The sequence below is a fragment of the Sphingomonas sp. PP-CE-1G-424 genome (assembly GCF_004341085.1).
GTDB lineage: Bacteria > Pseudomonadota > Alphaproteobacteria > Sphingomonadales > Sphingomonadaceae > Sphingomonas.
This window is the reverse complement of sequence record NZ_SLXW01000004.1, coordinates 450,477-475,133: the sequence shown is the minus strand read 5'-3', so window position 1 is coordinate 475,133 and position 24,657 is coordinate 450,477. Positions and strand designations below refer to the sequence as shown.

Below are 24,657 nucleotides of genomic sequence, written 5' to 3'. Positions count from 1 at the left end.
CGCCCCGCCCCTCATCGTGCGAACGCCAGGGTGCGCGAGAAGAACGGGATCATGACGTCCTGGACGCGCCCCGCGACACCGCTGGTATGATCGCCGGGATAGACCGCGAACTGGTTGACGATGCCGTAGCGGTCGAGCCCCTCGTGCAGCGCGATCGCATCGCCCTTCAGCCCGTCGCGATCACCGACGTCGAGTCCGATCGCAGCGTAGCGCCGCAGGTTACCGGCATATTGATCGAGCATCGACAGCGGTGCGTTGGCCGCCCAGCGCGCGATCACGTCGGGCTGCGCGACGCCGTCCTTGATCGGCAGGTCGAGGAACAGCGGCGGCGCCTTCGGGTTTGGCGACCACGCCGCCGCGGTCGCGAGTTGCGCGCGCAATCCCCACGACAGGCCCGCGCTTTCGGTCGGCGAGCGCAGCGCCCGCAGAGTATTCTCCGCCGCCGCGTCGGGCGTGCCGAGCGCGCGTATCGACAGGCAGCACGGGCTCATCATGTAGAGCGCGCCGAAGATGTCGGGGTGCTTCATGCCGATCCGCGCGGTGCCGTAGCCGCCCATCGAATGCCCCGCGAGCCCGCGGCTGCGGCGGTCCGCCAGCGTCCGGTAATGCGCGTCGACATAGCCGACGAGATCGCGCGCGATGAACTGCTCGAAGTCGCCGACCGTTACCGAACTCGCATAGAACGAGCCGTTATGCACCGTCTTGCTGTCGGGCAGCACGACGATCATCTCGCGCGCGCCCTTTGCGAACGCGCCTTCGATCGTCTGCGGGACATGAATTTCCTTCGCCCATTGCTCGGCGCCGATCGAATAGCCGTGCAGTGCGTACACCACCGGATAGCGGCGTGTCGGGGTACTGTGATAGCTCGGTGGCAGCATCACCAGCACCACGCGATCCGCACTGTTGCCTTCGAGATTGCCCTCGATCGCGCGCGAATGGACGGTGATGCGCTCGACCGTCACTGGCTTGGCACCCGCGACCGGCGGCGGCGTGGTCGTCGCCACCTGCGCATGCGCCGCGCCGGATATCGCCAGCCCGAAGGCGAGCACGGCCATCAGGAATCTCGTCATGGATGCGATACCTCGAAGAGCGGAAAAGATGGGCATGCGGCGGTCATGCCTGCGTCAATCCGGCACCGCGCAGCCTGACGCTGCGCCCCGGCACCAGCGTCACGTCGACGGTGCGGTCGCCCAGCCGGATGCGGCGGCGTCCGTGGATCGTGGAACGGAGGACCGCGTCGGTCAGCGTGCCGGCTTCCCACCGCACGTTCACCACGCACGTGCCGCGCGCACGCAAGCCGATGATCGACCCGCTCGGCCATGCGCGCGGTAGTGCCGGCAGCAGCAGGATCTCGTCGCCGCGGCTCTGCATCAGCATTTCCGCGATCGCGCGCGTCCCGCCGAAATTGCCGTCGATCTGGAACGGCGGATGCGCGTCGAACAAATTGGGATAGGTGCGCGCAGGGCCGAGCAGATAGGCGAGGATGCGGTGCGCGTGCTCGCCGTCGCGCAGCCGCGCCCACAGGTTCGCGCGCCACGCGGTCGCCCAGCCGGTCGATTCGTCGCCGCGGATCTCAAGCGACCGTCGCGCCGCCTTGGCGAGCGCGGGCGTCGCGTCGAGATCGATCTGGTCGCCGGGGAACAGGCCGTAAAGATGCGAGACGTGGCGATGACGCTGTTCGGGCGCGTCGGCATCCCAGTCGGCCTGCCATTCCTGCAACTGACCACCGCGCCCGATCTTGTCGGGCGCCAGCCGCGCGCGTGCCGCCGCCAGTTGCGCCACGAACGCCGCGTCGGTGCCGAGCAGTGTCGCCGCCTTGCCCGTCTGGTCGAACAGGTCGCGCAGGATCTGCATATCCATCGCCGGCCCCGCGCAGATCGATGCGCCCTTCGGATGCACGTTCTCGGGCGACAGCGACGGATTGGTGACCAGCGCGCCGGTCTTCGGATCGGTCTGGAGCGTATCGAGGAAGAACAGCGCCGCGCCGTGCAGCAGCGGGTAGACCGACCGGAGGAAGCCGAGATCGCGACTATAGTCGTAATGGTCCCACAGATGCGTGCACAGCCATGCGCCGCCGGTCGGCCACAGCCCCCATTGCGCGCCATCGATCGGCGCGGTCGCGCGCCACAGATCGGTGTTGTGATGACACACCCAGCCGCGCGCACCGTACATCGTCTTCGCGGTCCGTGCACCGGTGACCGCCAACTCGCGCACCATCTGCACCAGCGGCGCGACGCATTCGGGCAGCGCGGTAACCTCGGCCGGCCAGTAATTCATCTCGGTATTGATGTTGACGGTATATTTCGACTCCCAGGGCGGGTTCGTCTCCGCGTTCCAGATCCCCTGAAGGTTGGCCGGCTGGCTCCCCGGTCGCGACGAGGCGATCAGCAAATAGCGCCCGTAATTGAAATACAGCGTCGCGAGCGCCGGGTCGGCGGCGGCCCGATCGGCCAGCACGCGCTCGTCGGTCGGCCGATCCGCGATTGCCGTCCGGCCAAGATCGAGCTTCACTCGCCGAAACAGCGCGCGGTGCGCCGCGGTCGCATCCGACCGTAGCCGGGCCACCCCGCGTCGCGCCGCGCCCTCGACCGCCGCCAGTGTCGTCGCGTCGGGATCGCCGCCGACGTCGTCGAACCGACGATAGCTCGTCCCCATCGCAATCAGCAATGTGACCGACCGGGCACCGGTGACGCACAGGCGCTCGCCATCCGCCGCCACCCTGCCGCCGTCCGCCACGACCCGCACGCGCGCCGCGAACCGCAATCTGCCCGCAACGCCAGCCCGCGCGGCGTTGCGACCGGTCAGCGTCAGCATCCCCCCTGCCGCGACGACGCCCGCGCCCGGTTGCGGCGACGTCAGCCCGACCAGCAGGTCGAAAGGCCGGTCGCCGGTCATGTGCACCGCGATCACCTGCTCACCCGGAGATGCGAAGACCTCACGCCGGAACCGCGTCCCGCCGAGGGTGAAGCTTGTCGCCGCGACCGCCGCATCGAGATCGAGCGCGCGGGTATACGCGCTCGCCTCTCCCGCTGCGCCCGGCAACTCGAGCAGCAGGTCGCCGACCGGCTGATACGCCATCTGCGTCTTCGGCACGCCCATCAGCCGCGCATTGGCGAGCGCCTGCGCCTCGGCGAACGCGCCCGCCTCGATCAGCCGCCGCACCTCGGGAAGGGCCGCCCGCGCGTCCGGGTTGACCGGGTCGTAGGGACCGCCGGACCACAACGTGTCCTCGTTCAGCTGCAACCGCTCGCGCGTCGTCCCCCCGAAAACCATCGCGCCGAGCCGCCCGTTGCCGACCGGCAGCGCCTCGGTCCAGACCTTGGCCGGTTGCCGATACCATAACCGCGTTTCACCCGGCGCGGACATTGCCGCCTCAGCCCCGGTTGGCAACGCCAATGCCGGCACGGCCAGCGCGACGGTCGCCCCGACGCCTTCGAGCAGTTCGCGACGCGACGGCGATGCGTGCGGTCCCTTGGCGGACAGTTCGGTCATCCTTCTCCCTTCCGCGATCGTCACGAGCGAATCTGCGGAAGACCGGACCCTGCCCGACACTCACCACGCCGCCCGTTGCACCTGCGTTGGGACGGTGCGTAACTTGGTACCGGTATCTTAGCTACCCCCAAGCCACCTTCCGCCACTCGAAGGCACGCGGCTGGCCTTCGAGAATGTTAGCGCTATAGTGCTGAGGCAGCAGGCGCGTTCAGTGCCGCGAGACGACGGGAGAGGACCACCATGACGCGCTTCGATCGATATGCAGGCGCCGCACTGCGCGCGACCGCCGTCCTGCTTGCAGGCACGGCCACCGCCACAGCCTCGGCAAGCGACGCCCCCCGGTTCAGCCGCTTCACCTATGACGGCCACGCACAGGAACAGGTCAAGGTCGGCCCCGGCGAGTACCGCAATCCGATCCTGTCGGGCTATTACCCCGATCCGTCGGTGACACGCGTGGGCGACGACTTCTACCTCGTCCTGTCGTCGTTCGCGCATTTCCCCGGCTTGCCGATCTTCACGTCGAAGGATCTCGTCCACTGGACGCAGATCGGCAACGCGATTGATCGGCCGGAACAGCTCGACTTCACCGGCATGCGGACGTCGCAGGCAGTGTTCGCGCCCGACATCTCCTACCACGCCGGCACATTCTACATCGTCAACACCTGCGTCGAGTGCAAAGGCAATTTCGTCATCACCGCCAAGAACCCGGCGGGTCCCTGGTCCAATCCGACCTGGCTGCCGTTCGAGGGGATCGACCCCTCGATCTACTGGGAGGGCGACAAGGCCTATGTCGTCAACAACCGCGCACCGAACGAGCCGCCACGCTACGACGGCCACCGCGCGATCTGGATCCAGGAATTCGACTGGCGCGCGGGGAAAATGGTCGGCGAGAGCACGCAGCTGATCAACGGCGGCGTCGACCTGACCAAGAAGCCAGTGTGGATCGAGGGACCACATATCTTCCGCAAGGACGGCTGGTATTATTTGACTGCGGCGGAAGGCGGCACGAGCGTCAACCATTCGCAGGTCGTGTTCCGGTCGCGGCAGCTGCGCGGGCCGTTCGCGCCGTTCGCGGGCAACCCGATCCTGACGCAACGCGACCTCGATCCCGCCCGCGCCAACCCGATCACCTCGTCGGGTCACGCCGAACTGGTCCAGACCGCGAAAGGCGACTGGTGGGCGACCTTCCTGGCGGTCCGCCCGTATGACGGCGACTATTACAACATCGGTCGCGAGACGTTCCTGGTGCCCGTGACATGGAAGGATGGCTGGCCGATCATCCTGCCCAAGGGCCAGGCGATACCGTTCGTCGGCAAGGCGCCTAATCTCCCCAAACAACCCGCCCCCAAGGTCCCGACCAGCGGCGACTTCGGCTATGTCGACGACTTCGACGGCACCAAGCTCGCGATGCAGTGGATCGGCGTGCGTACCCCGAAGCAGCCGTTCTACCGGCTCGATCACGGCGACCTCGTGCTGGGCAAGGGTACGCCGATCGGCGACCTGTCGGGCGTGCCCGCGTTCGTCGGGCGGCGTCAGCAGCATCACGTCGCGACGATATCGACCACGGTCAAATTCGCACCGGACACGGATGGCGACCGTGCCGGGCTCGCAGCAATGCAGAGCGACCGAAACTATCTGGTGTTCGGCGTCACGCGGATCGCCGGCAAGACCGTCGTCGCGCTGTATACCGCGGCTGACGGGCGCGAGCGGCTGGTCGCGTCGGCCCCCGTCGCAGCCGGTCCCGTCACGCTGACGATCCGCGCCAACGGCGGGACGATGGCGTTCGATTATCAGGTCGCGGGCACCCGGCGCACGCTGTCGGACAAGGTCGACGCACGCTTTCTCAGCACCAAGTCCGCGGGCGGGTTCGTCGGGACCGTCGTGGGCCCCTATGCATGGACGCATTGACCGCGTGACGGCGTAGCGCAGGCATGCGACCGCGAGTGCGGATGCCTGCTTGACGCTGGCGCCCTGCTCTCCGACTGTTCGGCGCGATGGCTTCCCTCCCCACTCCCCGCTGGTCGAGCGACCTGATGCAGGCCGCGCTGGCGCTGCACGACAATCAGCTCCACGTCGCCGAGCCACTGCTGAAGGCCTATCTCAAGCGCGATCCGTTCGACGCGCGCGCGATCCGCATGCTGGCGGAACTCGCCGGGCGGATCGGGCGGTACAAGGATGCCGAGACGCTGTTGCGCCGTGCGATCGAACTGGCCCCCGGCTTCACCGCGGCGCGCGCCAACCTCGCGCTCGTGCTCTACCGCCAGAACCGCGCGCCCGAGGCGCTGACCCTGCTCGATGCGGTGATCGCCGACGAGCCCGACAATCCCGGCCACGCCAATCTGAAAGCGGCGGCGCTCGGCCGGCTCGGCGGGTTCGAGGATGCGATCACGCTGTACGAAAAGGTGCTGCACGACGCCCCCGATCAGCCGCGCGTGTGGCTGAGTTACGGCCATATGCTCAAGACCGTCGGGCGCCGCGACGACGGTATCACCGCATATCGGCGCGCGCTGTCACTCCAGCCGACGCTCGGCGATGCGTGGTGGAGCCTGGCCAACCTCAAGACGGTGCGGTTCGATGACCACGATATCGCGGCGATGGAGGCGGCGCTCGCGCGCGACGACCTCGGCGACGAGGATCGCTTCCACCTCGACTTCGCGCTCGGCAAGGCGTTCGAGGATCGCCGCGACGCCGCCCACTCGTTCGCGCATTACGACGCGGGCAACGCGCTGCGCCGCACCAGAATTTCGTATGATGCCGACGAGACCACCGCGTTCGTCGACCGCAGCATTGCGGTACTGACCCCAGCGCTGCTCGACGCGCGTCGCGGCCAGGGGTGCGACGCCCCCGACCCGATCTTCGTGCTCGGCATGCCCCGCGCCGGCTCGACGCTGATCGAACAGATCCTCGCCAGCCACAGCTTGGTCGAGGGCACCACCGAACTCCCCGACATGCCCGCGATCGCGCGCGGCATCGCCGACTATCCGGGCGCGATCGACACGCTGTCGGCGGAGGCATTGCGCGAGATCGGCGAGGAGTATCTGCGCCGCGCCGCAATCCAGCGCCGTACCGAGCGCCCGTTCTTCATCGACAAGCTCCCCAACAACTGGGCGCACGTGCCGCTGATCCTGCTCGCGCTGCCGAACGCGCGGATCATCGACGCGCGGCGCGACCCGCTCGACTGCTGCTTCTCGAACTTCAAACAGCATTACGCGCGGGGGCAGACGTTCAGCTATGCGCTCGACGATCTCGGCCGCTATTACCGCGATTACGTCCGCCTGATGCGCCACGTCGACACGGTCGCACCGGGCCGCGTCCACCGCGTCGATCACGAAGCGCTGATCGACAACACCGAGACCGAGGTCCGTGCGCTGCTAGCTGCGTGCCGGCTCGAGTACGAGCCCGCCTGCCTCGCTTTCCACGAAACCGATCGCGCGGTGCGCACCGCGAGTTCGGAGCAGGTTCGCCGCCCGATCAACCGCGACGGCGTCGATGCCTGGCGACCGTACGAAATCTGGCTCGACCCGCTGAAAACTGCGCTCGGCGACCTGATACGCGCATGATCCGTGGTAAAAACGTCACGCTCACGTAATAAAGCTGCAAAATTCTTCGGCTTCGTTTGACCTTCGCTGCACTGCACCACAGTCTCTGCGCATAATCGCTTGGGGGCTCGCGCATGCACATATTCGATCGTCGGTTGTTGATCGGCTCACTTCTGGCTTCGTCGGCGATAGTGTCTCCCGCCTCCGCCCAGACCAATCCCGCCGCGCCGGCCGAGCAAACCGCCCCATCAGCGCAAACCGCCGGCGAATACGAAGGCGACATCGTCGTCACCGCGCAGAAGCGCGACCAGAGCATCCAGAGCGTCCCGATCAGTATCCAGGCGATCGGCACCAAGCGGCTCGACGATCTCAACATCTCGAACTTCAACCAATATACGCAGTTGCTGCCGTCGGTGTCGTTCCAGACGACGCAGCCCGGCTCGACCGTCGTCTACATGCGCGGCGTCGCATCGGGTGGCGACGGCAATCATTCGGGCCCGCTGCCGTCGGTCGGCACGTATCTCGACGAACAGCCGGTGACGACGATCGGTGGTACGCTCGACGTCCACATCTACGACATCGCGCGGATCGAGAGCCTCGCCGGGCCACAGGGCACGCTGTACGGCGCGTCGTCGGAAGCCGGCACGATCCGGATCATCACCAACAAGCCCGATCTGAGCGGCTTCTACGGCCGCGTCGACGGCGAGGTGAACAGCGTCAAGTCGGGCGGCATCGGCAGCAAGCTCGAGGGCATGCTCAACATGCCGCTGTCCGGGTCGGCGGCGCTGCGCGTGGTCGGCTTCTATCAGCGCGATGCAGGCTATATCGACAATGTCGCCGGGTGCCGCAGCTACCTGCCCGAGCCGACCGCGACCTCGTGCACGTCGGCGAATGGCGGCGTGGTCGTCGACAATGCCGCATTCGTGAAGAAGAACTACAACGATACCGAGACCTATGGTGGCCGCGCGGCGCTCAAGGTCGATCTCGACAGCAACTGGACCGTGACGCCGACCGTCCTGTACCAGGAACAGCGCAACCACGGCACCTATGGCTACGACCCCAAGGTCGGCGATCTCCAGGTCCAGCATTTCTTCCCCGAATACCGCCGCGACCGCTTCATCCAGGGCGCCCTGACCATCGAGGGCAAGGTCGGCAACTGGGACGTCACGTACGCCGGCGCATATCTCGACCGAAAAACCTTCACGTCGAGCGACTATACCGATTACGCCGAGGCGTATGACTCGATGTACTCGTCCGCGGGTGGGCTCGCCGGCTATTTCTATTACCAAGACAATGCCGGCAAGACGATCGATCCGCGGCAGAAGATCATCGGCACCGATCACTTCAAGAAGATCAGCCAGGAATTCCGCGTTGCCTCGCCGTCGTCGGATCGCTTCCGGGTCGTTTCGGGTGCCTTCTACCAGCGCCAGACGAATGCGATCTTCCAGGACTACCAGATCGCCAATCTCGGCACCGCGGTGTCGGTCAACGGCTCGCCCGGTACCTTGTGGCTGACCCAGCAAAAGCGCGTCGATACCGATTATGCGGTGTTCGGCGAGGCGAGTTTCGACATCCTGCCGACCCTCACCGCGACCGCGGGAGGCCGCGCGTACATCTACGACAATTCGCTGATCGGCTTCTACGGGTTCGGACGCAATCCGGCAATCGATCCGGCCGACGGCCGACCCTACACCGCCACGCCGTTCAACGCGGCGGGCAGCGGCCAGACCGGTGTCGCGGGATGCTATCTCGCCAATGGCCAGACCCTGCGGCAGGCCTATCTGGACGGCGGCGACACCTCGACGCTGCTGCCGGCGACGGTCTCGGGCTCGCCGTGCACCAATCTTGCGACCTACACGACGACCGGGCTGATCCCGAAGAAGACGCAGGGCCAGGGTGCGACCTACCGCTTCAACCTTACCTTCAAGCCGACCGACAAGGTCTTGGCCTATGCCACCTTCTCCCGCGGCTTCCGTCCGGGCGGGATCAATCGTCGCGGCGACGTTGCGCCATATGACGCGGACTTCCTGACCAATTACGAGCTCGGCCTGAAGACGACGCTGTTCGAGCGATTGCGGTTCAACGCCGCGATCTATCAACAGCAATGGGACAAGTTCCAGTTCTCGTTCCTCGGCGCGAACAGCTTCACGATCATCCAGAACGGCCCGAACGCGCGGATCCGCGGCGCGGAGGCTGACGCGAACTTCTCGACCGGCGGCCTCTCGTTGACCGCTGCGGGTTCGTACACCGATGCGAAGACGCGCAACGACCTGTGCGCGACGCAGATCTGCAGCGGCGACGGCACCGACGTACTCGCGCCATCGGGGACGCGCCTGCCGATCACGCCACGCTTCAAGGCGAGCGGCACCGCGCGCTACAGCATGCCGATCGGCACCGCGAAGGCGTATATCCAGGGCCTCGTCGCACATCAGAGTTCGGCGTCGGCGGATATCCGACTGGCGCAGGCGGCGACGCTGGGGCGGCTTCAGGCCTACACCACCGGCAACGCCTCGGTCGGCGCGGAGGTGTCGAACTTCACCTTCGAGGTGTTCGTCCAGAACCTCTGGGACGAACGCGCGGAACTGTCGCGGTATCAGCAATGCGGCACCTGCTCGCAGCGGACCTACATCGTCACCAGCACCCCGCGAACGATCGGGCTGCGGGCTGGCGCGAAGTTCTGATGCGTATTCAAGGACATAAGATGGCACTGAAGCTGCTCCTGACCTGCGCTGCCGTGACGGCCGCCATTCCCGCCCCCGCCCAGACGGCGACCTCGCCGGCCGCCACCAACGGCCTCGAAATCGCCCAGAAGATGATCGCGTTTCGCAGCGTGCGCGGTCCGGGCAACCAGACGCCGCAGCTCGCCGCCTATCTGAAGTCGGTGCTGGTCGGCGGCGGCTTTGCGGCGAGCGACGTGACGGTCACCCCGGTCGACGACACCGCCTATCTGATCGCGACGTGGAAGGGGGCCGACCCCACGCTGAAGCCGATCGTCATCTCCGGGCATATCGACGTGGTCGAGGCCAAGCCCGCCGACTGGAAGCGCGATCCGTTCACGGCGGTGGTCGAGAACGGCTATCTCTACGGCCGCGGCGCGACCGACATGAAGCTCGACGCCGCGCTCGCGATCGCCACGCTGCTCGACATGAAGAAGGCGGGGTACAAACCCAAGCGCGGCATCGTCCTCGCGCTGTCGGGCGACGAGGAAACCGTCATGAAGACGTCGTCGCTGATCGCCGACCGGCTCAAGACCGCCGAGATGGCGCTCAACATCGACGGCGGCGGCGGGCTGTACGCGGAAGACGGCAAGGCCGAATATTTCACGGTCGGCGCGGCGGAGAAGACCTATGCCGACTTCCAGCTCGAAACGACCAGCGCCGGCGGCCACTCGTCCGCACCGCGCGAAGTCAACGCAATCAACCAGCTCGCCGCCGCCGTGGTCAGGATCGGCAACTATCGCTTCACGCCACAACTGTCGCCGATCACCAAGGGCTATTTCGAGGGCGTCGCACCACGCCAGACGCCCGAGATCGGCGCGGCGATGCGCGCCTTCGCCGCCAATCCGAAGGACCAGAAGGCGATCGAGACGCTCGCCGCCAATCCCGGCTATGTCGGTCAGATCGGCACGACCTGCGTCACGTCGATGATCAGCGGCGGGCATGCGCTCAACGCGTTGCCGCAGCGCGCGACCGCCAACATCAACTGCCGCATCTTCCCTGGCGTGAAACCGGCGACCGTGATGACCGAACTCGCCAAGGTCGCCGCCGACCCCGGCGTCAAGTTCAGCGACGTCACCGAAGGGTCGAACCCGACCGACGCCTCGCCGCTGCGCGCCGACCTGATGAATGCGGTCAAGACGGCGATGGGCAAGATTCGCCCCGGCGTGCCGATCTTCCCGAGCATGTCGGCGGGCGCGAGCGATTCGATGTGGTACCGCTCGGTCGGCGTGCCGAGCTACGGCGTCAGCCCGACCTTCATCAAGCAGTCCGACGACTTCAGCCACGGCCTCAACGAGCGGACGCCGATCGACAACATCCCGCTGGCGATCACCTATTACCGCTCGCTGCTCACCGACCTGACGAAATAGGTGCGAGCGGCTTACGCGTTCGCGCGCGCCCACTCGGCCGCGTCGGCGACCTGCGCGGCATCGGGCGTCACGCCGGTGTAGAGCACGAACTGTTGCAGCGCCTGCAGAGTCGCGACCTCGGTCCCGGTGATGCAGCGCTTGCCCGCGTCCGCGGCGGCGCGCAGGAACGGCGTCTCGGGCGGATATTGCACCACGTCGAACGCGATGTCGCACGCCGCGATCATGTCGGGCGGGAACGCCAGCGCGTCCGCATCCGCCCCGGTCATCCCGATCGGCGTCACGTTGATCAGGAGGGGCGCGCTCCCGCCCACTTCCGAGGCACAACGATATCCGTAAAGATCGGCGAGCGCGCGTCCCGCCGCCGCGTTGCGCGCGACGATCGTGCCATCCCGGAAACCGCTGTCGCTGAGCGCAGCGGCGACCGCCTTCGCCATCCCGCCCGAGCCGTGCAGCACGAACGAGAGCGATCGATCGATATCGCTGACCAGATCGACGACCGCACCGTAATCCGTGTTGTGCCCGGTCAGCCCGCCGTCGTCGTTGACGATCGTGTTCACGCTGTCGATCGCGCTCGCCGACGGCGCCAGACCGTCGAGCAGCGCGATCACCGCCTCCTTGAACGGCATCGAGATCGCGCAGCCACGAATATCCAGCGCGCGGATCCCGCCGATCGCCGCGGGCAGGTCGGTGGTCGAGAACGACTTGTACACGTAATCGAGCCCGGTCAGTGCGTAGAGCCGGTTGTGAAAGCGGGTGCCGAAATTGCCGGGCCTTGCCGACAACGACATGCACAGACGTGTATCGCGTCCGATCGGCGGTTTCATGCGGCTCTCCTTCGTCATTCCCGCGTCTATATACCGTCCGGCCGGCGCCACCATCCCGCACCCTCAAAGCTGAGCTTTAGGCATCCGATCAAAATAGATATTGGTAATCCCACTATATCAATGGAGTTTATCGGCACAGGTTCGGGGGACGCGATATGGTGCTGACTGCTTTGCTGATGACGTTACAGAGTGCCGAGCAGGTGCCACAGACCCCGCCGCCACAGCCCGCACCCGTAGCGACCCCGGCCGCGCAACCGACGCAGTCCACAGGCGAGCAGGAACGCGCAGGCCCGGCGTCGGGCGATGGAGGCGGCGACATCCTCGTCACCGCACGCCGCCGCGCGGAAACCGTCCAGAGCGTGCCGATCGCGATGTCGGTGATCGGCGGCACCGCGATCGCCGACACCGGCGCGTACAATGTCAGCCGGATCACGCAGCTTGCACCGACGCTGCAATTCTATTCGACCAACCCGCGCAATTCGGCCGCCAACATCCGCGGGCTCGGCGCGCCGTTCGGCCTAACCAACGACGGCATCGAACAGGGCGTCGGCATCTATGTCGACCAGGTCTATTACAGCCGGATCGCCTCGGCGACGTTCGACTTCACCGATACCGAGCGGATCGAGATTCTCCGCGGACCGCAAGGCACGCTGTACGGCAAGAACACCACCGCGGGCGCGATCAACGTCACCACGCGGGCGCCGAGCTTCACGCCCGAGGCGCGCGTCGAGCTGAGCGGCGGCAATTACGATTTCTTCCAGGGCAAGGCGTCGGTGTCGGGTCCGCTGATCGACGACAAGCTGGCGATCCGGCTGTCGACGTCGATCACGACGCGGCGCGGCACGATCTACAATTCGCGCACCGACACCTATCTCAACAGCCAGGACAATCTCGGGTTTCGCGGCCAGCTGCTGTGGCGTGCGGCCTCCAATCTCGATCTGACGCTGTACGGCGATTACGGCCGGCAGAACCCCAATTGCTGCGTCCAATATTATGCGCGGGTCGGCACGACGCAGCGGCCACTCAACCGGCAATATGCGGCGCTGGCCGCGGCGCAGGGCTATGTCGTGCCCTCGACGAACGCGTTCGACCGCGTGACCGACGTCGATACGCCGCTGCGCGCGAAGCAGGAGCTGGGTGGCGCGTCGCTGCTCGCGAATTGGGATCTCGGCCCGGCGACGGTGACGTCGGTGACGGCGTGGCGGTTCTGGCACTGGGATCCGTCGAACGATCGCGACTTCATCGGCCTGCCGATCACCCCGGTCTCGGCGAACCCGTCGCAGCAGAGCCAGTTCAGCCAGGAACTGCGGGTCGGATCGAACGGTACGCACGCGGTCGACTACACGGTCGGCGTCTTCTACTTCCACCAGACGATCGATACGCAGGGTCTTCAGGTCCAGGGCCCCGCGGCGAGCCGGTTCCTGCTCAATCCCGGCAACGGTGTCGCGCCCGGCGCCACCGGATGCGCGACCGCGACCACCGCGGCGTGCAACCCGTCGGTGCTCGACGGGCTGACCAGCCGCAACACGATCGGCTTCACCAACACCAGCGCCGCGCTGTTCGGAAAGCTCACCTGGCATGCCACGAACAAGCTTCAGATCGCGCCCGGCCTGCGGTTGAACTACGACAAGAAGGACGGCGATTACGTCTCCGTCGTCACCACCGGCAATGGCGGCACCACGCTGACAGCCGATCAGCGCGGCGTGCTCGCGCCGCAAAGCTACAAGCCGACGTTCGATAACTGGAACCTGTCGGGCGACATCACCGCGTCGTACACCGTGACCCCCGACGTCCACGCCTATGCGACCTATGCGCGCAGCTATAAATCGGGCGGGATCAACCTGTCCGGCCTGCCGCTCGACGCCAACAATAACCCGATCCTCGCCTCGGCGACCGTGAAGCCGGAAAAGGTCAATCATTACGAGCTGGGGCTGAAGACGCAGTTCGCCGATCGGCGTGTTACGTTGAACATCGCCGGGTTCTGGACCGAGATCGCGGATTATCAGGCGACCGTGACCAACAACCAGTATTCGGTGTTGCGCGGCTACCTCGCGAACGCGGGCAAGGTGCGTACGCGCGGTCTCGAATTCGACTCCGCGTTCCGTCCATCGGAGCGGCTGAACCTGTACGTCAACGGCGCCTACACCGACGCCAAATACGTCAAGTTCGTCGATGCGCCCTGCCCGCCCGAACTGACCGGCGGCACCGCGGCGGATGCGACGCACCCGGCAAGCCCCGCAGGCCAGGCCGGCACCGCGACAAGGCCGTCGTACAGCCCGGCAAGCTGCGACATCTCGGGGCAGCGCCTGCCCGGCGTCTCGAAATTCGCGCTCTCATACGGCGCGGAATACGACCTGCCGGCGCGCATCGCGGGCAAGGATGGTCAGCTCTATGTCGGTTATGACGGCAGCTACCGGTCGCATTTCTCGTCGAACCCGTCGGAGTCGATCTATACCGAGATCAACGGCTATTCGCTGAGCAACTTCCGCGTCGGGTTCCGCGAGCGCGAGGGGATCAATGCGTTTCTCTGGCTGCGCAATGCGTTCGACGAGCATTACTATGATGTGCTCGCAACCCAGTCGGGCAGCACCGGCCTGATCGTCGGCCAGCCAGGCGATCCGAGGACCTACGGCGCGACCATTTCCACGCGGTTCTGACGAAAAACGGCGGCCTGTTTTCCAACAGGCCGCCGTCTTCATCCAAGCGAGGTTCGCTCAGTAGGTCGACGTCGTCGACGGCCGATACCGGTTCCGCTCAGCGGCGACTTCATCGCGCGTATAGGCGGGGGCAGCCTCGTCGAAGCGGCTCCAGCCGTCCTGGCGATACGCCGCGCCGCGCGTCGTCGCGTCGACCGAGCGGTTACGATCGAGCACCGCTTCGGCTTCGGTAACCAGATCGTCCTCGACGCGCGCGCTCAGCAGCGTGCCACCGCGACGGACGCCTTCCGAATAGACATGCGCGTCTTCTTCGGAATGCCCTGCGTCCTTCAATGCGCCGACGATCGTGCCGGTTGCAGCACCACCGGCAGCACCGATCCCGGCACCGACCACGGTCGAGGCGAGCCAGCCCGCCGCGACGATCGGGCCAAGGCCTGGGATCGCGAGCAGGCCGAGCCCGGCGAGCAGGCCACCGACGCCGCCAACCGCTGCGCCGGTCGAGACGCCGCGGCTGACATCGCCGCGGTCGTCGACGTCGCCGAGCGTCGTGTCGCTATCGCCATGCGCGCCGTCTGCGTTGCTGGCGACGATGCTGATATGACTATGCGGTACGCCCAGCCGCTCGAGATCGTGGAGCGCGGCGGTTGCGTCGGCATAGTCGTCGAACAGGCGTGTGAGTGTCTTGGTCATCGTTTCTCTCCTAAGAAATGGGATCAGCGCGCGGTCACGTTGCCCTTGTAGTCGAGCCCGACATGGACCTTCTTGCCGCCGCGGGTCGCCATGCCCCGCCAGACGCCGTCCTTGTCCTTGGTCAGCGCGGACACCGACCGATAGCCGGCCTTGGTCAGCCGGCCGCGCGCCTGGTCTTGCGAGAAGGAATTGGCGCCGCTGGCGGGGGCCGCAACGTGTGCGGCGTCGTTGTTCTTGATCGCGGGGTTGTGTGCGCCGGTATGCGTCGCGGTCTGTGCGACGGCGCTCGACGCCAGCAGCATTGCGCCACAGGCCATAAATGCTCGAACAGTCATCATACTCTCCTTTGTTTCTTGTTCTTCGATAATCCGCAGTCGGGGCGGCAGTTCCACGGTGAAACTGCCGCGCCGTTTGCTCAGCGTGCCGTGCCGCGACGAAACAGGTTGATGATCGCGAGCAGGATGACCGCGCCGACCAGGGAGATCAGGATCGACTGGATGTTGAGCGCGCCGTCCATGATCGAGGCGCCACCGATCAGCGGCGTGATCAGGAACCCGGCGAGCAACGCGCCGACGATGCCGACGACGATGTTGAGAAAGATCCCCTGCTGCGCATCGGTCCGCATGATCATGCTGGCGACCCAGCCGATGAGTCCGCCGACGATTAGAAGGATAATGAGGTTCATGATGAGGCTTCCTGAAGTGTGATACGGGATGCTTAACAGTCGGACTCGCGGTTCCGTTCAGTTCGTCACTTTTACCGGTTGGTGCAGGAATACCGGGGTGTTTGGTATTTTTGAGCCTTCATGGGCGGAACCGGATGCCCCCCGCCGGCGCTGGACGCGGTATGACGAAGCCCCCCCCACTCCACGCCCCCACGCTGCACCATCTCGAACAGCTCATGACCGGGCTGCTCGAAGGCGTGATCCTGATGGATCCGACCGGCGTCATCCTCAGTGCGAACCCCGCGGCACTGAAGATGCACGGGATATTCTCGGTGAAGGACCTGGGCGAGACCGCCGACGAGTACGCCGCGCGGTTCGACCTGCGCCACCGGAACCACCGGAAAATCCCGCGCCGCGAATACCCGCTGATGCGACTGCTCGCAGGGGAGAGCTTTCCCGACCTGATCGTCGAGGTCGGCCCGGCGGGTGCGGACGAACCACGCTGGGTGCATCAGGTTCGCGATATCGTCATGGACGAGGATGGCGGCGAACCCGATTGCCTGGGGCTCGTCATCAACGACGTGTCCGAACGGTTCGACGCCGAAGACCGGTTCGAGGCGATGTTCCATGCCAATCCCGCGCCAGCCCTGATCATCCGCGTTGCCGACCAGCGCTATGTGCTCGTCAACCAGGGGTTTCTCGACTTGTCGGGCTACAGCCGCGACCAGATCATCGGCAAGACGCTGTTCGAGTTCGATTTCCTGACCGAGGTGCAGCGTAAGCCGTTCGTCAGGGACTGCGTGGCCGCGGGCAAGACGGTCCCGCAGCTCGAAGCGGAACTGCCATTGGCGAGCGGCGACAAGACGCTGGTGGTGCTGGCCGGACAGCCGATCGAGGTCGCAAACGAAGACTGCCTGCTGTTCACCTTCGCCGATCTCGAACCGCGTCGTCAGGCCGAACGCGCGTTGCAGGCTAGCGAACGCCACTTCGCATCGGTGTTCGAGATGGCACCGATCGCGATGGTCGTGACGCAGGGCGACGACAACCGCATCGCGCAGGTCAATGCCGCGTTCAAGACGCTCACCGGCTACACCGAGAAGGCGGTGGTGGGCATGGTCGCGGACGACCTGCAACTGTGGAACGATGCGGTGCAACGCGAGGGCCTGGAAACCGAGATCCGCGAGTCCGGCGGATTTCGCGGCCACGATGTCCGGCTGCTCCACAAGAACGGCGAAGGGCTCGACTGCCTGGTGTCCGCCGAACGGATCAGCGTCGACGGCGAACCGTGCGTGCTATGGCTGTATCAGGACATCTCGGCACGACGGCGCGGCGAACTCGATCTCGTCGAGGCGATCGACGCGGTGATGAAGGACGCCAACTGGCTCAGCCGCTCGATCATGGACAAGCTGGCGACGCTGCGGAATCCGCGCGCGCTGCCCGGGACCAGCGCCCCCTCGACCGATCTCAGCAAACGCGAACGCGAGGTGCTCGAACTGATCTGCCAGGATCTCGACGACGCGGCGATCGCCGAGCGGCTTGGCCTGTCGCGCAACACGGTCCGCAACCATGTCGCGCGGCTCTACGCCAAGATCGGCGTGAACCGACGCAGCGCCGCCGTGGTCTGGGCCCACGAGCGCGGCGTCGGAGCCTGATCGCAGCGGTCAGAACGAAAAGCTGATCCCCGACCGCAACCGCGTATCCGCGGGCAGAGGAGACCCTCCAGCCCCCGACGCGTGCGTCAGATTCTCGCCCGCAACCCAGGCCGAGACCGTCCGTGACAGGCGGACGCCGACCTTCGCATCCAACGCCAGCGCGGCCGACACGTCGAACAGATCGAGAAACGTATCGGGCCGCGTGCTGAGCTGGCGCGTCGCGGACGTATACCGGCCGACCACCGATCCGGACCACCGCGCGTCGCTATAATCGATCACGAGATTGGCCTTGTGCCGGGCGGTCGCTTCGCCGGGCAGGAACGAATATTCGATGCCGCGGGCATTCCCCGGCAACGCTTCGTCGGTCTGCGTGAAGGAATAATTCGCGCGCCAGGTGACATGGTCCCGGATCGCCCCCCGCGCCGACAGCTCCACGCCGTACGTGCGGAAATTCCCGATATTGGCGACCCGCGTGACGAGGAACGGATCGGTCACGCCGTGGATCTCGAGCACCGGATTGTCGCCGGGATAGGCGATCGCGTTGTTCGTGCGGGTGAAGAACGCCACCGTCTTGATTTCCAGCGCGTCGGAGATCCGGTAATCATAGGCGAGTTCGGCGCTCCAGACCTCGACCGGTTTGATCGCCGGATCGCCCGCGACGACGACCGGCAGCGGCACGCCCACGAACGTCACCGGGATGTTCATCCCGAACACCACCAGCGACGGTGCCTGCACGGCGCGCCCGCCGTTCAGCCGAACGGTCTGCCGAACCCCCAGCTGATAGACCGCCGCGGCGTTGAAACTGAACGCGGTGAACGAGCGGTCGAAGTCGCGCGCGGTGTTGGCGGTGATCGCGGCGATCGTCCCCGATTGCCCCAGCGACAGCGTGTCGATCCGGCCGGCAAGGTTCACCGACAGCGGATCGGCGACCCGCACGTCGAGCATCGCATTGGCCGAAAGGACCGAATAGTCGGTGATCCGCGAAAAAGTCACGCCGCTGTCGACGCGGTTGTCGCGGTACTCGACACCGATCCGCGCGGTATCGTCGCCGCTCAGCCTGACCAGCGCCGAGGTCTGCGCGACGAAGGTGCGTGCCGACAGGTCGAAGGTCTGCAGCGCGGCGATCGGCGCGCGTCCCGGATCGTTCGAGCCGATCCCATATCGGGCATCGAGCCAGTTGTTGTACACCTGCGCGGTGATGCTGCCCCACGGCGTATCGCGATCTACGTGCACGCCGATATTGCGCGTCCTGTAGAGCTGTTCGCTGTAAATCTGCGTGACGAGCAGTTCCAGCTGGCGATTGCGCGCATAGCCGCCGGTCACGCTCAATTGGGTCTGCGCATCGAGATCGGCATCGACCGTCGCCGACACGTCGTCACGGATCACGTCGTCGGCGCGCGCGGGCTGGATCTGGTCGGCCGGTATCGCGCGCTCGTTCTCGCGCATGTGCCCGCCGGACACCCGGAGTCCGATCGCGCTGGAGACCGGCATGCTGAGCGCACCGGCGATCCGGCCATAGCCATGATTGCCGGCCTCGGCGGTCGCGAAGATCTTGCGGCTCGCCAGCGGATCGATCGTGATGATGTTGACGACGCCGCTCGCCGCATTGAACCCGAACAGCGCACCGACCGGGCCGCGCACGAGTTCGATCTGCTGGATTTCCTCGAGCTGGATGCCCAGCAGGTTCCAGTCGGTCATCCCATAGTGATCGAGATAGACCTGGCGCCCGTTGACCAGCACGAGCAGCCGCGGGTTGTACGTCTGCACGCCGCCGCGCACCGCGATGTCGCTCTGCCCCGCGGTCCAGTGGTTCACGTCGATCCCGGCATAGGTATTGAGCAGGCTCGGAACGTCCTTCGCCGGCGAGCGCAGGATCTGGTCGTGGTTGATGACGATCGTCGATGCAGGGCTTTCCGACTGGCGTTGCGGCTTGCCGGTGACGCTCTTGGTGACGGGTTCGCCCATCGTCTGGCTCAGCAGGTCGTAATCCATGCGTTGCGCATGCACGGGCATCGCGACGAGCGGCAGGATCGCGATTGCGGCAAGACGAAGCGAAGTACGATACCGCACGATCAGACCTCCTTGACGAGCATGAGGAATGCCGAGCCGAAGCGGATACCGCTGCGGCGCGCCGCCGCCTTGCTGACGATGATCTGCGTCCGGTTCGGGCTGGTGATGCCGACGACGCACTTCCCGCTGATCACGCAGGCGGAGTCCGCCGTGATCGTCAGAACCGACTGCGCGCCGGCCGCCGCCGCGACCTCGTCCTGATACGCGCGCAGGCCCGTCGTCACGAAGGCGGCCTTGACCCCGCTCAGCTGTTCGAGGTTCGACACGGCCACGCGCCGGGTCCGCAGCGTCGCCCGGCCGATCGTGATGCCGTTCGACAGCGCGCGTTCCATATCCGCCGCGTCCGCTTCCGATGCGGCATTGCCGGGCTCGTACACGATCGCGACCGGCACGACGCCGACCGGTGCCGGCTGCACGAAGGTGATGACACGCGCCGCGACCGGCACGTTGAGCACCGCCGACGGTGCCGGCTGCGTCGGCAGCACGGCCGAAAAGGCGAGGATGGGACCCGCGAGATACGACAGAGATTTCACGTTGATCCTAAGGGTTCGTCCCGCATGACAGCGGGTTTCGGCAATGGGCGATGCCCGGCGCCCGTAGGAAAACGGGTCGTCGCGGAGAATATCGTGGCTGGCTTGGGTCGACGCGCGCCACCTGCGGACCACGCGCGATACGGCACGGAAATTGTCACGCCGCTTCGCGCTCACCACGCGTGACGAGCGCGGCAGCCTGCGCGAACGCGGTCGGCTTGCCGAAGAAATAGCCCTGCCCCTGCGTGCAACCGCGCTGTGCGAGCAGGCTCGCGGTCTGCGCGTCTTCGATGCCCTCGGCGGTCACTTCCATGCCGAAATTCACCGCCAGCGCGACGATCGCATCGATCAGCTTTTCGCTTTCGACGCTCTCGTGCATCGACCTGACGAAGCTTTGGTCGATCTTGATCTTGTCGAATTTGAACCGCCGCAGGTGGGACAGGCTCGAATAGCCGGTGCCGAAATCGTCGAGCGCAATCGATATCCCGCTCCGACGGAACGTGTCGAGCACGCGTTCGGCGGCGACGACGTCGTCCATCACCGCATCCTCGGTGATCTCGATCTCGATCCGCGACGGGATCACATGCGCATCGCGGATGATCCCGATCAGCGTCTCGGCGAGGTTCGGCTCCTCAAGCTGCATCGGCGATATGTTCACCGCCATCCGCAGATGATCGGGCATATGGCTGAGGTCGATACAGGCCTGACGCAGGACCGACTTGGTCATCTCGGTGATCTGCCCGGTGGTTTCGGCGATCCGGACGAACCTGTCGGGCGTCAGCAGCCCCAGACGCGGATGATACCACCGTGCGAGGACCTCGAAGCCATAGAGCTGGCCGTCCGAGAACCGCATGATCGGCTGATAGAACGGCCGTATCTCGCCGCGCACGATGCCATCGCACAGTTCCTGCTCCATCCGGCGCCGTTCGAGACGGTCGAGCTCCATCGCCGGCGCGAACAGGCAGACCCGTCGTATCCGGTCGCGCTTGGCCTCGTACATCGCGATGTCGGCGGCGTGCAGCAGGTCGTCGGGTTCGGATCCGTCCTCGGGGAACCGCGAGACGCCGATGCTGGCGCCGACCTTGATCATGTTGCCGCGCCACACAAGCGGCTCATGCAACGCGACGCTCGCTTGGTGGGCCAGCGCCATCACGTCGCTATGCTCCTGGTCCTGCGGCAGGAGGATGGCGAACTCGTCGCCGCCCAGCCGCGCGATCGTGCTGTTCGCCCCGAAGACGACCCGCAAGCGGTGCGCGACCACTTTCAGCACCGTGTCGCCCGCCGCGTGGCCATGCGTGTCGTTGGCGTCCTTGAAACTGTCGAGATCGGTCAGGATCACCGACAATTTGCTGTCGGACGCCAGCGCCGCGCCGACCGCGCGTTCGATATCGCCGACGAACACGCGTCGATTGACCAACCCCGTCAGCGCGTCGGTTCGCGCCAGCAGCAGCGCTTCCTGTTCGGCGACGCCGCGCCGGATGATTTCCGCGCGCAACTGCGTCCCCCGTGTCGCCGCCAGCGCAAGCCAGGCATAGGACAGCGCGGCGACGATCAGCATCGCGGTCGTGACCAGCGCGACGAGCAGACGGGTCCGCCAGGCGGCCTCCTCGGCATGGCGGTGCGCGTCGGTGATGCCCGACGCGGCGATACCCTTGATCGCCGTCAGGACGTGATCGGCATTGGCGCGGAACGGCCGAAGCATGCCAACGCTGGTCGCGAAATCGATCTCCAGCATCGACGAGACCACGTCGACCGCCTCGCGATATTTCGCGAGTTCGACGACGACGTTGGCGGCGCGCGCGCGATCGTGCGGCGACATGGCCTGCTGCTGCGCTGCGAGATCGGCACTGATCCGGTCAATCCGGGCGCTGATCCGGCCGAGACGATGTTCGCCGCCCGCGGACGGTCCGCTTGCCGCTTCGTCGACCATCAGCCGGTACAGATTGCCGTCTTCGTGATCGAACCGTGCCGCGATCTCGCTCAACGACACCGCCGCGTCCATGTCGCGGTCGACGATCACGCTGTTGGCATGCTGGACGTAGATCAGCGTGCCGAGGCACAGCGTAACCGCCAGGACGAGGAGGACGATGACCGCCTTCGGACCCGCGACGACGCGCGAAAACGGCACCAAGTTCAGCAGCGACGCGGCGAACCGGATTGCCGTGCCGAGCAGGCCCGTTCGATCCGCGGAATCGTCGAGCGAGGGACCGGCCGCGGTCCGACCAGCAAAGACGATATCGTCGCGCGCACTGGTCGCCGCGCGTCGCCAATGGCTGCCACGCGACGATTCGCTTCGAAAATTTCGCTGGTTTGGCATGGTCTTGCGGACCTAACTGCCTGCGAAACACTAACAAGTTACGTATAATTTCGACAACATATATCAATAAACCCGCTTTGGGTTGATTGGGGTCCTCGCGCGGCCCGACGTGCCCGCCGCCGCGGCAATGACGGCGTTCAACCGGCGCACTGCCGAGCGGATATGGCCTGGACAGCAAGAAACCATTTCGAATTTTTCCGGCATGGTCAGACTTTGGCAACGTCTTTCGCGCTAGACTTAAGAGATGTTGTCGTCGCTCTCCTCGCGCATAGCCATGCTGGGCGTCGTCGTCGTCGTTGCCCTGACGGCACTCGCGGCCTTGCTCATCCACGCTTCGCTCGACACACGCGACAGCTTCGGTCAGGTGACGCATTCGGCAGAGGTCATCGAGACGATGACCCAGGCGCTCGGCGAGCTTCGTGACGCGGAGTCGGGCCAGCGCGGCTTCATCATCACGCACAACCCGGCGTTCGCGCAGTCATTCGAAGATCGCGTCACGGGTTCGCTGAGCGATATCTCGCAAGTTGCGTTGCTCACTGCCGACAATCCCGTTCAGAACATGCGCGCAAACGAGCTTCGTCGATTGATCCGCGAACGGACCGCGGTTCTGCGTGGTCCCCTCGACCTCGGCCAGGTGGGCGCATTCGACAGGGCTGCGGCGATGGTGGCCAGCGGGCGCGGGCGGGACCTGATGTCGACCATCACGCTCCGAGCGCGCGAGTTTCTGGCCGAGGAGCGCAACCTTCAGACGCAGCGGACCGACGCGGCGGGGCAGCGGCTGACAGGCGTGCGTCGGCTCGCCATCGCAGGCGTGGCGATCATCGCGCTGATCGTCATCCTGGTGTCCGGCCTCGTCATTCGCGGGATCAAACGCCCCTCGGTCCTGATGAAGGAGGCGATGGCCGATCTCGGCAAGGGCGACCGCAGCGCCAGGATCACCAGCGCGATGGGGTCGCGCGAGTTCGACGACCTCGCGACGGGCTACAACGCGATGGCAGAGCTGCTGGAGGCTGCGGTCGGCGAACAGGTGCAGAGCGAGCACCAGCTTCAGCATGCCAACGGGGAGCTGGTCCGCAACGCCGACAGCATGCGCGAACGCGGCGAGGCGATCGAGCTTCTCGGCGGGATGGCGCACCGCATGCAGGCCGCGCGCACCGACATGGAACTGGCGCAGATCGTCCAGCTGTTCGTGCCGCGCGTGCTGCCGGGACTGCCCGGCGCGCTGTTCGTCCACAACAACTCGCGCAACCTGTTGACGCCGATGGCGACCTGGGGCGGCGTCGCGATCGAAACCGACGGGTTCGCGCCCGACCAATGCTGGGCGTTGCGGCGCGGCCAGAGCCACTTCGTCGCGGTACCGGGCGGCGATATCGTTTGTGCGCACGTTGGCGATGCGGCGACGGTCTATCACTGCGAGCCGCTCCTCGCGTCCGGTGAAGTCATCGGCGTGCTGTATCTGCAGGGCATGATCACCGGCGACAGCCGCTTTCAGTTGACCGTGCTCGCGGAGAACATCGCCTCGGCGCTCGTCAACCACCGGTTGCAGCGCGATCTGCGCGAACAGACGATCCGCGATCCGCTGACCGGGTTGTTCAATCGCCGCTACATGGAGGAGACGCTGGCGATCGAGATCGCCCGCGCCGCGCGCGGCGGTCCGCCGCTCAGCCTGGTGATGTGCGATATCGATCACTTCAAGCGGTTCAACGACGAGTTCGGGCACGATGCGGGCGACTTCGTCTTGCACGCGGTTGCCAACGAACTGCGCGCCCGCTTCCGCGACGGCGACGTCGTATGTCGTTTCGGCGGCGAGGAATTCACGATCATCGCGCCGGGGACGACCGCCGAAACGCTGTTGAACCGCGTCGAAATCGTCCGGCAGACGATCGCCGACCTCACGCTGGAGCAGAGCGGCAAACGGCTTGGATCGACGACCATGTCGTTCGGGCTCGCGACCTGGAACCCCGACATGTCGCGCGATGGAACGACGCTGATCCAAACCGCGGATGCCGCGCTGTATCAGGCCAAGCGCGAGGGACGTAACCGCGCGATCGTCAGCCCGGCGCGCATGCTCGACAGTTCCGCTCGCCGATAATGCTGAGCGGACGGCGGAACCAATACGGTCCAGCGGCGGATTA

16 protein-coding genes are annotated in these 24,657 nt (G+C 66.1%); 7 read left to right on the top strand and 9 right to left on the bottom strand.

The window, feature by feature from the left end; all coding sequences use genetic code 11:
* Nucleotides 1-11: 11 nt before the first annotated feature.
* On the bottom strand, nucleotides 12-1,070 hold the full coding sequence (locus C8J43_RS16355) for an alpha/beta hydrolase-fold protein (protein WP_243645617.1): 1,059 nt from the start codon (nucleotides 1,068-1,070) through the stop codon (nucleotides 12-14).
* Nucleotides 1,071-1,113: 43 nt separating this feature from the next.
* A complete protein-coding gene (locus C8J43_RS16350; RefSeq protein WP_133031774.1) occupies nucleotides 1,114-3,492 on the bottom strand; it encodes a glycoside hydrolase family 95 protein in 2,379 nt (792 codons plus the stop codon).
* Between the two features lie 240 nt (nucleotides 3,493-3,732).
* Between C8J43_RS16350 and C8J43_RS16345 the strand changes: the two genes are divergently transcribed.
* From C8J43_RS16345 to C8J43_RS16330, 4 genes are all read left to right on the top strand, one after another.
* A complete protein-coding gene (locus C8J43_RS16345; protein ID WP_133031773.1) occupies nucleotides 3,733-5,400 on the top strand; it encodes a glycoside hydrolase family 43 protein in 1,668 nt (555 codons plus the stop codon).
* A gap of 86 nt (nucleotides 5,401-5,486) precedes the next feature.
* Nucleotides 5,487-7,052: a sulfotransferase gene (locus C8J43_RS16340; RefSeq protein WP_243645616.1), complete on the top strand. Its 1,566-nt coding sequence runs from the start codon at nucleotides 5,487-5,489 to the stop codon at nucleotides 7,050-7,052.
* Between the two features lie 137 nt (nucleotides 7,053-7,189).
* The gene (locus C8J43_RS16335) at nucleotides 7,190-9,712 is read left to right on the top strand and encodes a TonB-dependent receptor (RefSeq protein ID WP_347812514.1); all 2,523 of its coding nucleotides are present in this window, start codon (nucleotides 7,190-7,192) and stop codon (nucleotides 9,710-9,712) included.
* 20 nt (nucleotides 9,713-9,732) lie between these two features.
* A complete protein-coding gene (locus C8J43_RS16330) occupies nucleotides 9,733-11,118 on the top strand; it encodes a M20/M25/M40 family metallo-hydrolase (RefSeq protein WP_133031771.1) in 1,386 nt (461 codons plus the stop codon).
* Between the two features lie 11 nt (nucleotides 11,119-11,129).
* Here the strand turns inward: C8J43_RS16330 and C8J43_RS16325 are convergent, their stop codons facing one another.
* Entirely contained in the window at nucleotides 11,130-11,942 is an 813-nt protein-coding gene (locus C8J43_RS16325) for a shikimate 5-dehydrogenase (RefSeq protein ID WP_133031770.1), read from the bottom strand.
* A 155-nt stretch (nucleotides 11,943-12,097) separates the two neighbouring features.
* On the opposite strand from C8J43_RS16325, the gene C8J43_RS16320 reads away from it, so the two are divergent.
* Nucleotides 12,098-14,599: a TonB-dependent receptor gene (locus C8J43_RS16320; protein ID WP_133031769.1), complete on the top strand. Its 2,502-nt coding sequence runs from the start codon at nucleotides 12,098-12,100 to the stop codon at nucleotides 14,597-14,599.
* Nucleotides 14,600-14,656: 57 nt separating this feature from the next.
* Here C8J43_RS16320 and C8J43_RS16315 read toward each other — a convergent pair whose 3' ends face one another.
* From C8J43_RS16315 to C8J43_RS16305, 3 genes are all read right to left on the bottom strand, one after another.
* On the bottom strand, nucleotides 14,657-15,289 hold the full coding sequence (locus C8J43_RS16315) for a hypothetical protein (RefSeq protein ID WP_133031768.1): 633 nt from the start codon (nucleotides 15,287-15,289) through the stop codon (nucleotides 14,657-14,659).
* A 23-nt stretch (nucleotides 15,290-15,312) separates the two neighbouring features.
* Nucleotides 15,313-15,624: a hypothetical protein gene (locus C8J43_RS16310; protein ID WP_056050288.1), complete on the bottom strand. Its 312-nt coding sequence runs from the start codon at nucleotides 15,622-15,624 to the stop codon at nucleotides 15,313-15,315.
* Between the two features lie 80 nt (nucleotides 15,625-15,704).
* A complete protein-coding gene (locus C8J43_RS16305) occupies nucleotides 15,705-15,974 on the bottom strand; it encodes a GlsB/YeaQ/YmgE family stress response membrane protein (protein ID WP_060524249.1) in 270 nt (89 codons plus the stop codon).
* A gap of 161 nt (nucleotides 15,975-16,135) precedes the next feature.
* Here C8J43_RS16305 and C8J43_RS16300 point away from each other — a divergent pair, with 161 nt between their 5' ends.
* Nucleotides 16,136-17,605 carry a helix-turn-helix transcriptional regulator gene (locus tag C8J43_RS16300; RefSeq protein WP_279388842.1) on the top strand — a complete coding sequence of 490 codons (1,470 nt, stop codon included), beginning with the start codon at nucleotides 16,136-16,138 and terminating at the stop codon, nucleotides 17,603-17,605.
* Nucleotides 17,606-17,614: 9 nt separating this feature from the next.
* On the opposite strand, the gene C8J43_RS16295 is transcribed toward C8J43_RS16300, so the two are convergent.
* The 3 genes from C8J43_RS16295 to C8J43_RS16285 all read right to left on the bottom strand — a co-directional run bounded on the left by C8J43_RS16295 (nucleotide 17,615) and on the right by C8J43_RS16285 (nucleotide 22,522).
* Nucleotides 17,615-19,675: a TonB-dependent receptor gene (locus C8J43_RS16295; protein ID WP_133031767.1), complete on the bottom strand. Its 2,061-nt coding sequence runs from the start codon at nucleotides 19,673-19,675 to the stop codon at nucleotides 17,615-17,617.
* Between the two features lie 2 nt (nucleotides 19,676-19,677).
* Entirely contained in the window at nucleotides 19,678-20,208 is a 531-nt protein-coding gene (locus C8J43_RS16290) for a YfiR family protein (protein ID WP_060524243.1), read from the bottom strand.
* 154 nt (nucleotides 20,209-20,362) lie between these two features.
* A complete protein-coding gene (locus C8J43_RS16285) occupies nucleotides 20,363-22,522 on the bottom strand; it encodes an EAL domain-containing protein (protein WP_133031766.1) in 2,160 nt (719 codons plus the stop codon).
* A 244-nt stretch (nucleotides 22,523-22,766) separates the two neighbouring features.
* On the opposite strand from C8J43_RS16285, the gene C8J43_RS16280 reads away from it, so the two are divergent.
* Entirely contained in the window at nucleotides 22,767-24,614 is a 1,848-nt protein-coding gene (locus tag C8J43_RS16280) for a diguanylate cyclase (RefSeq protein WP_207893419.1), read from the top strand.
* Nucleotides 24,615-24,657: the final 43 nt, after the last annotated feature.

Coding starts and splice junctions, on each gene's coding strand:
- C8J43_RS16355 (WP_243645617.1), bottom strand. CDS start 1,070: ATGACGAGATTCCTGATGGCCGTGCTCGCCTTCGGGCTGGCGATATCC.
- C8J43_RS16350 (WP_133031774.1), bottom strand. CDS start 3,492: ATGACCGAACTGTCCGCCAAGGGACCGCACGCATCGCCGTCGCGTCGC.
- C8J43_RS16345 (WP_133031773.1), top strand. CDS start 3,733: ATGACGCGCTTCGATCGATATGCAGGCGCCGCACTGCGCGCGACCGCC.
- C8J43_RS16340 (WP_243645616.1), top strand. CDS start 5,487: ATGGCTTCCCTCCCCACTCCCCGCTGGTCGAGCGACCTGATGCAGGCC.
- C8J43_RS16330 (WP_133031771.1), top strand. CDS start 9,733: ATGGCACTGAAGCTGCTCCTGACCTGCGCTGCCGTGACGGCCGCCATT.
- C8J43_RS16325 (WP_133031770.1), bottom strand. CDS start 11,942: ATGAAACCGCCGATCGGACGCGATACACGTCTGTGCATGTCGTTGTCG.
- C8J43_RS16320 (WP_133031769.1), top strand. CDS start 12,098: ATGGTGCTGACTGCTTTGCTGATGACGTTACAGAGTGCCGAGCAGGTG.
- C8J43_RS16315 (WP_133031768.1), bottom strand. CDS start 15,289: ATGACCAAGACACTCACACGCCTGTTCGACGACTATGCCGACGCAACC.
- C8J43_RS16310 (WP_056050288.1), bottom strand. CDS start 15,624: ATGACTGTTCGAGCATTTATGGCCTGTGGCGCAATGCTGCTGGCGTCG.
- C8J43_RS16305 (WP_060524249.1), bottom strand. CDS start 15,974: ATGAACCTCATTATCCTTCTAATCGTCGGCGGACTCATCGGCTGGGTC.
- C8J43_RS16300 (WP_279388842.1), top strand. CDS start 16,136: ATGACGAAGCCCCCCCCACTCCACGCCCCCACGCTGCACCATCTCGAA.
- C8J43_RS16285 (WP_133031766.1), bottom strand. CDS start 22,522: ATGCCAAACCAGCGAAATTTTCGAAGCGAATCGTCGCGTGGCAGCCAT.
- C8J43_RS16280 (WP_207893419.1), top strand. CDS start 22,767: ATGTTGTCGTCGCTCTCCTCGCGCATAGCCATGCTGGGCGTCGTCGTC.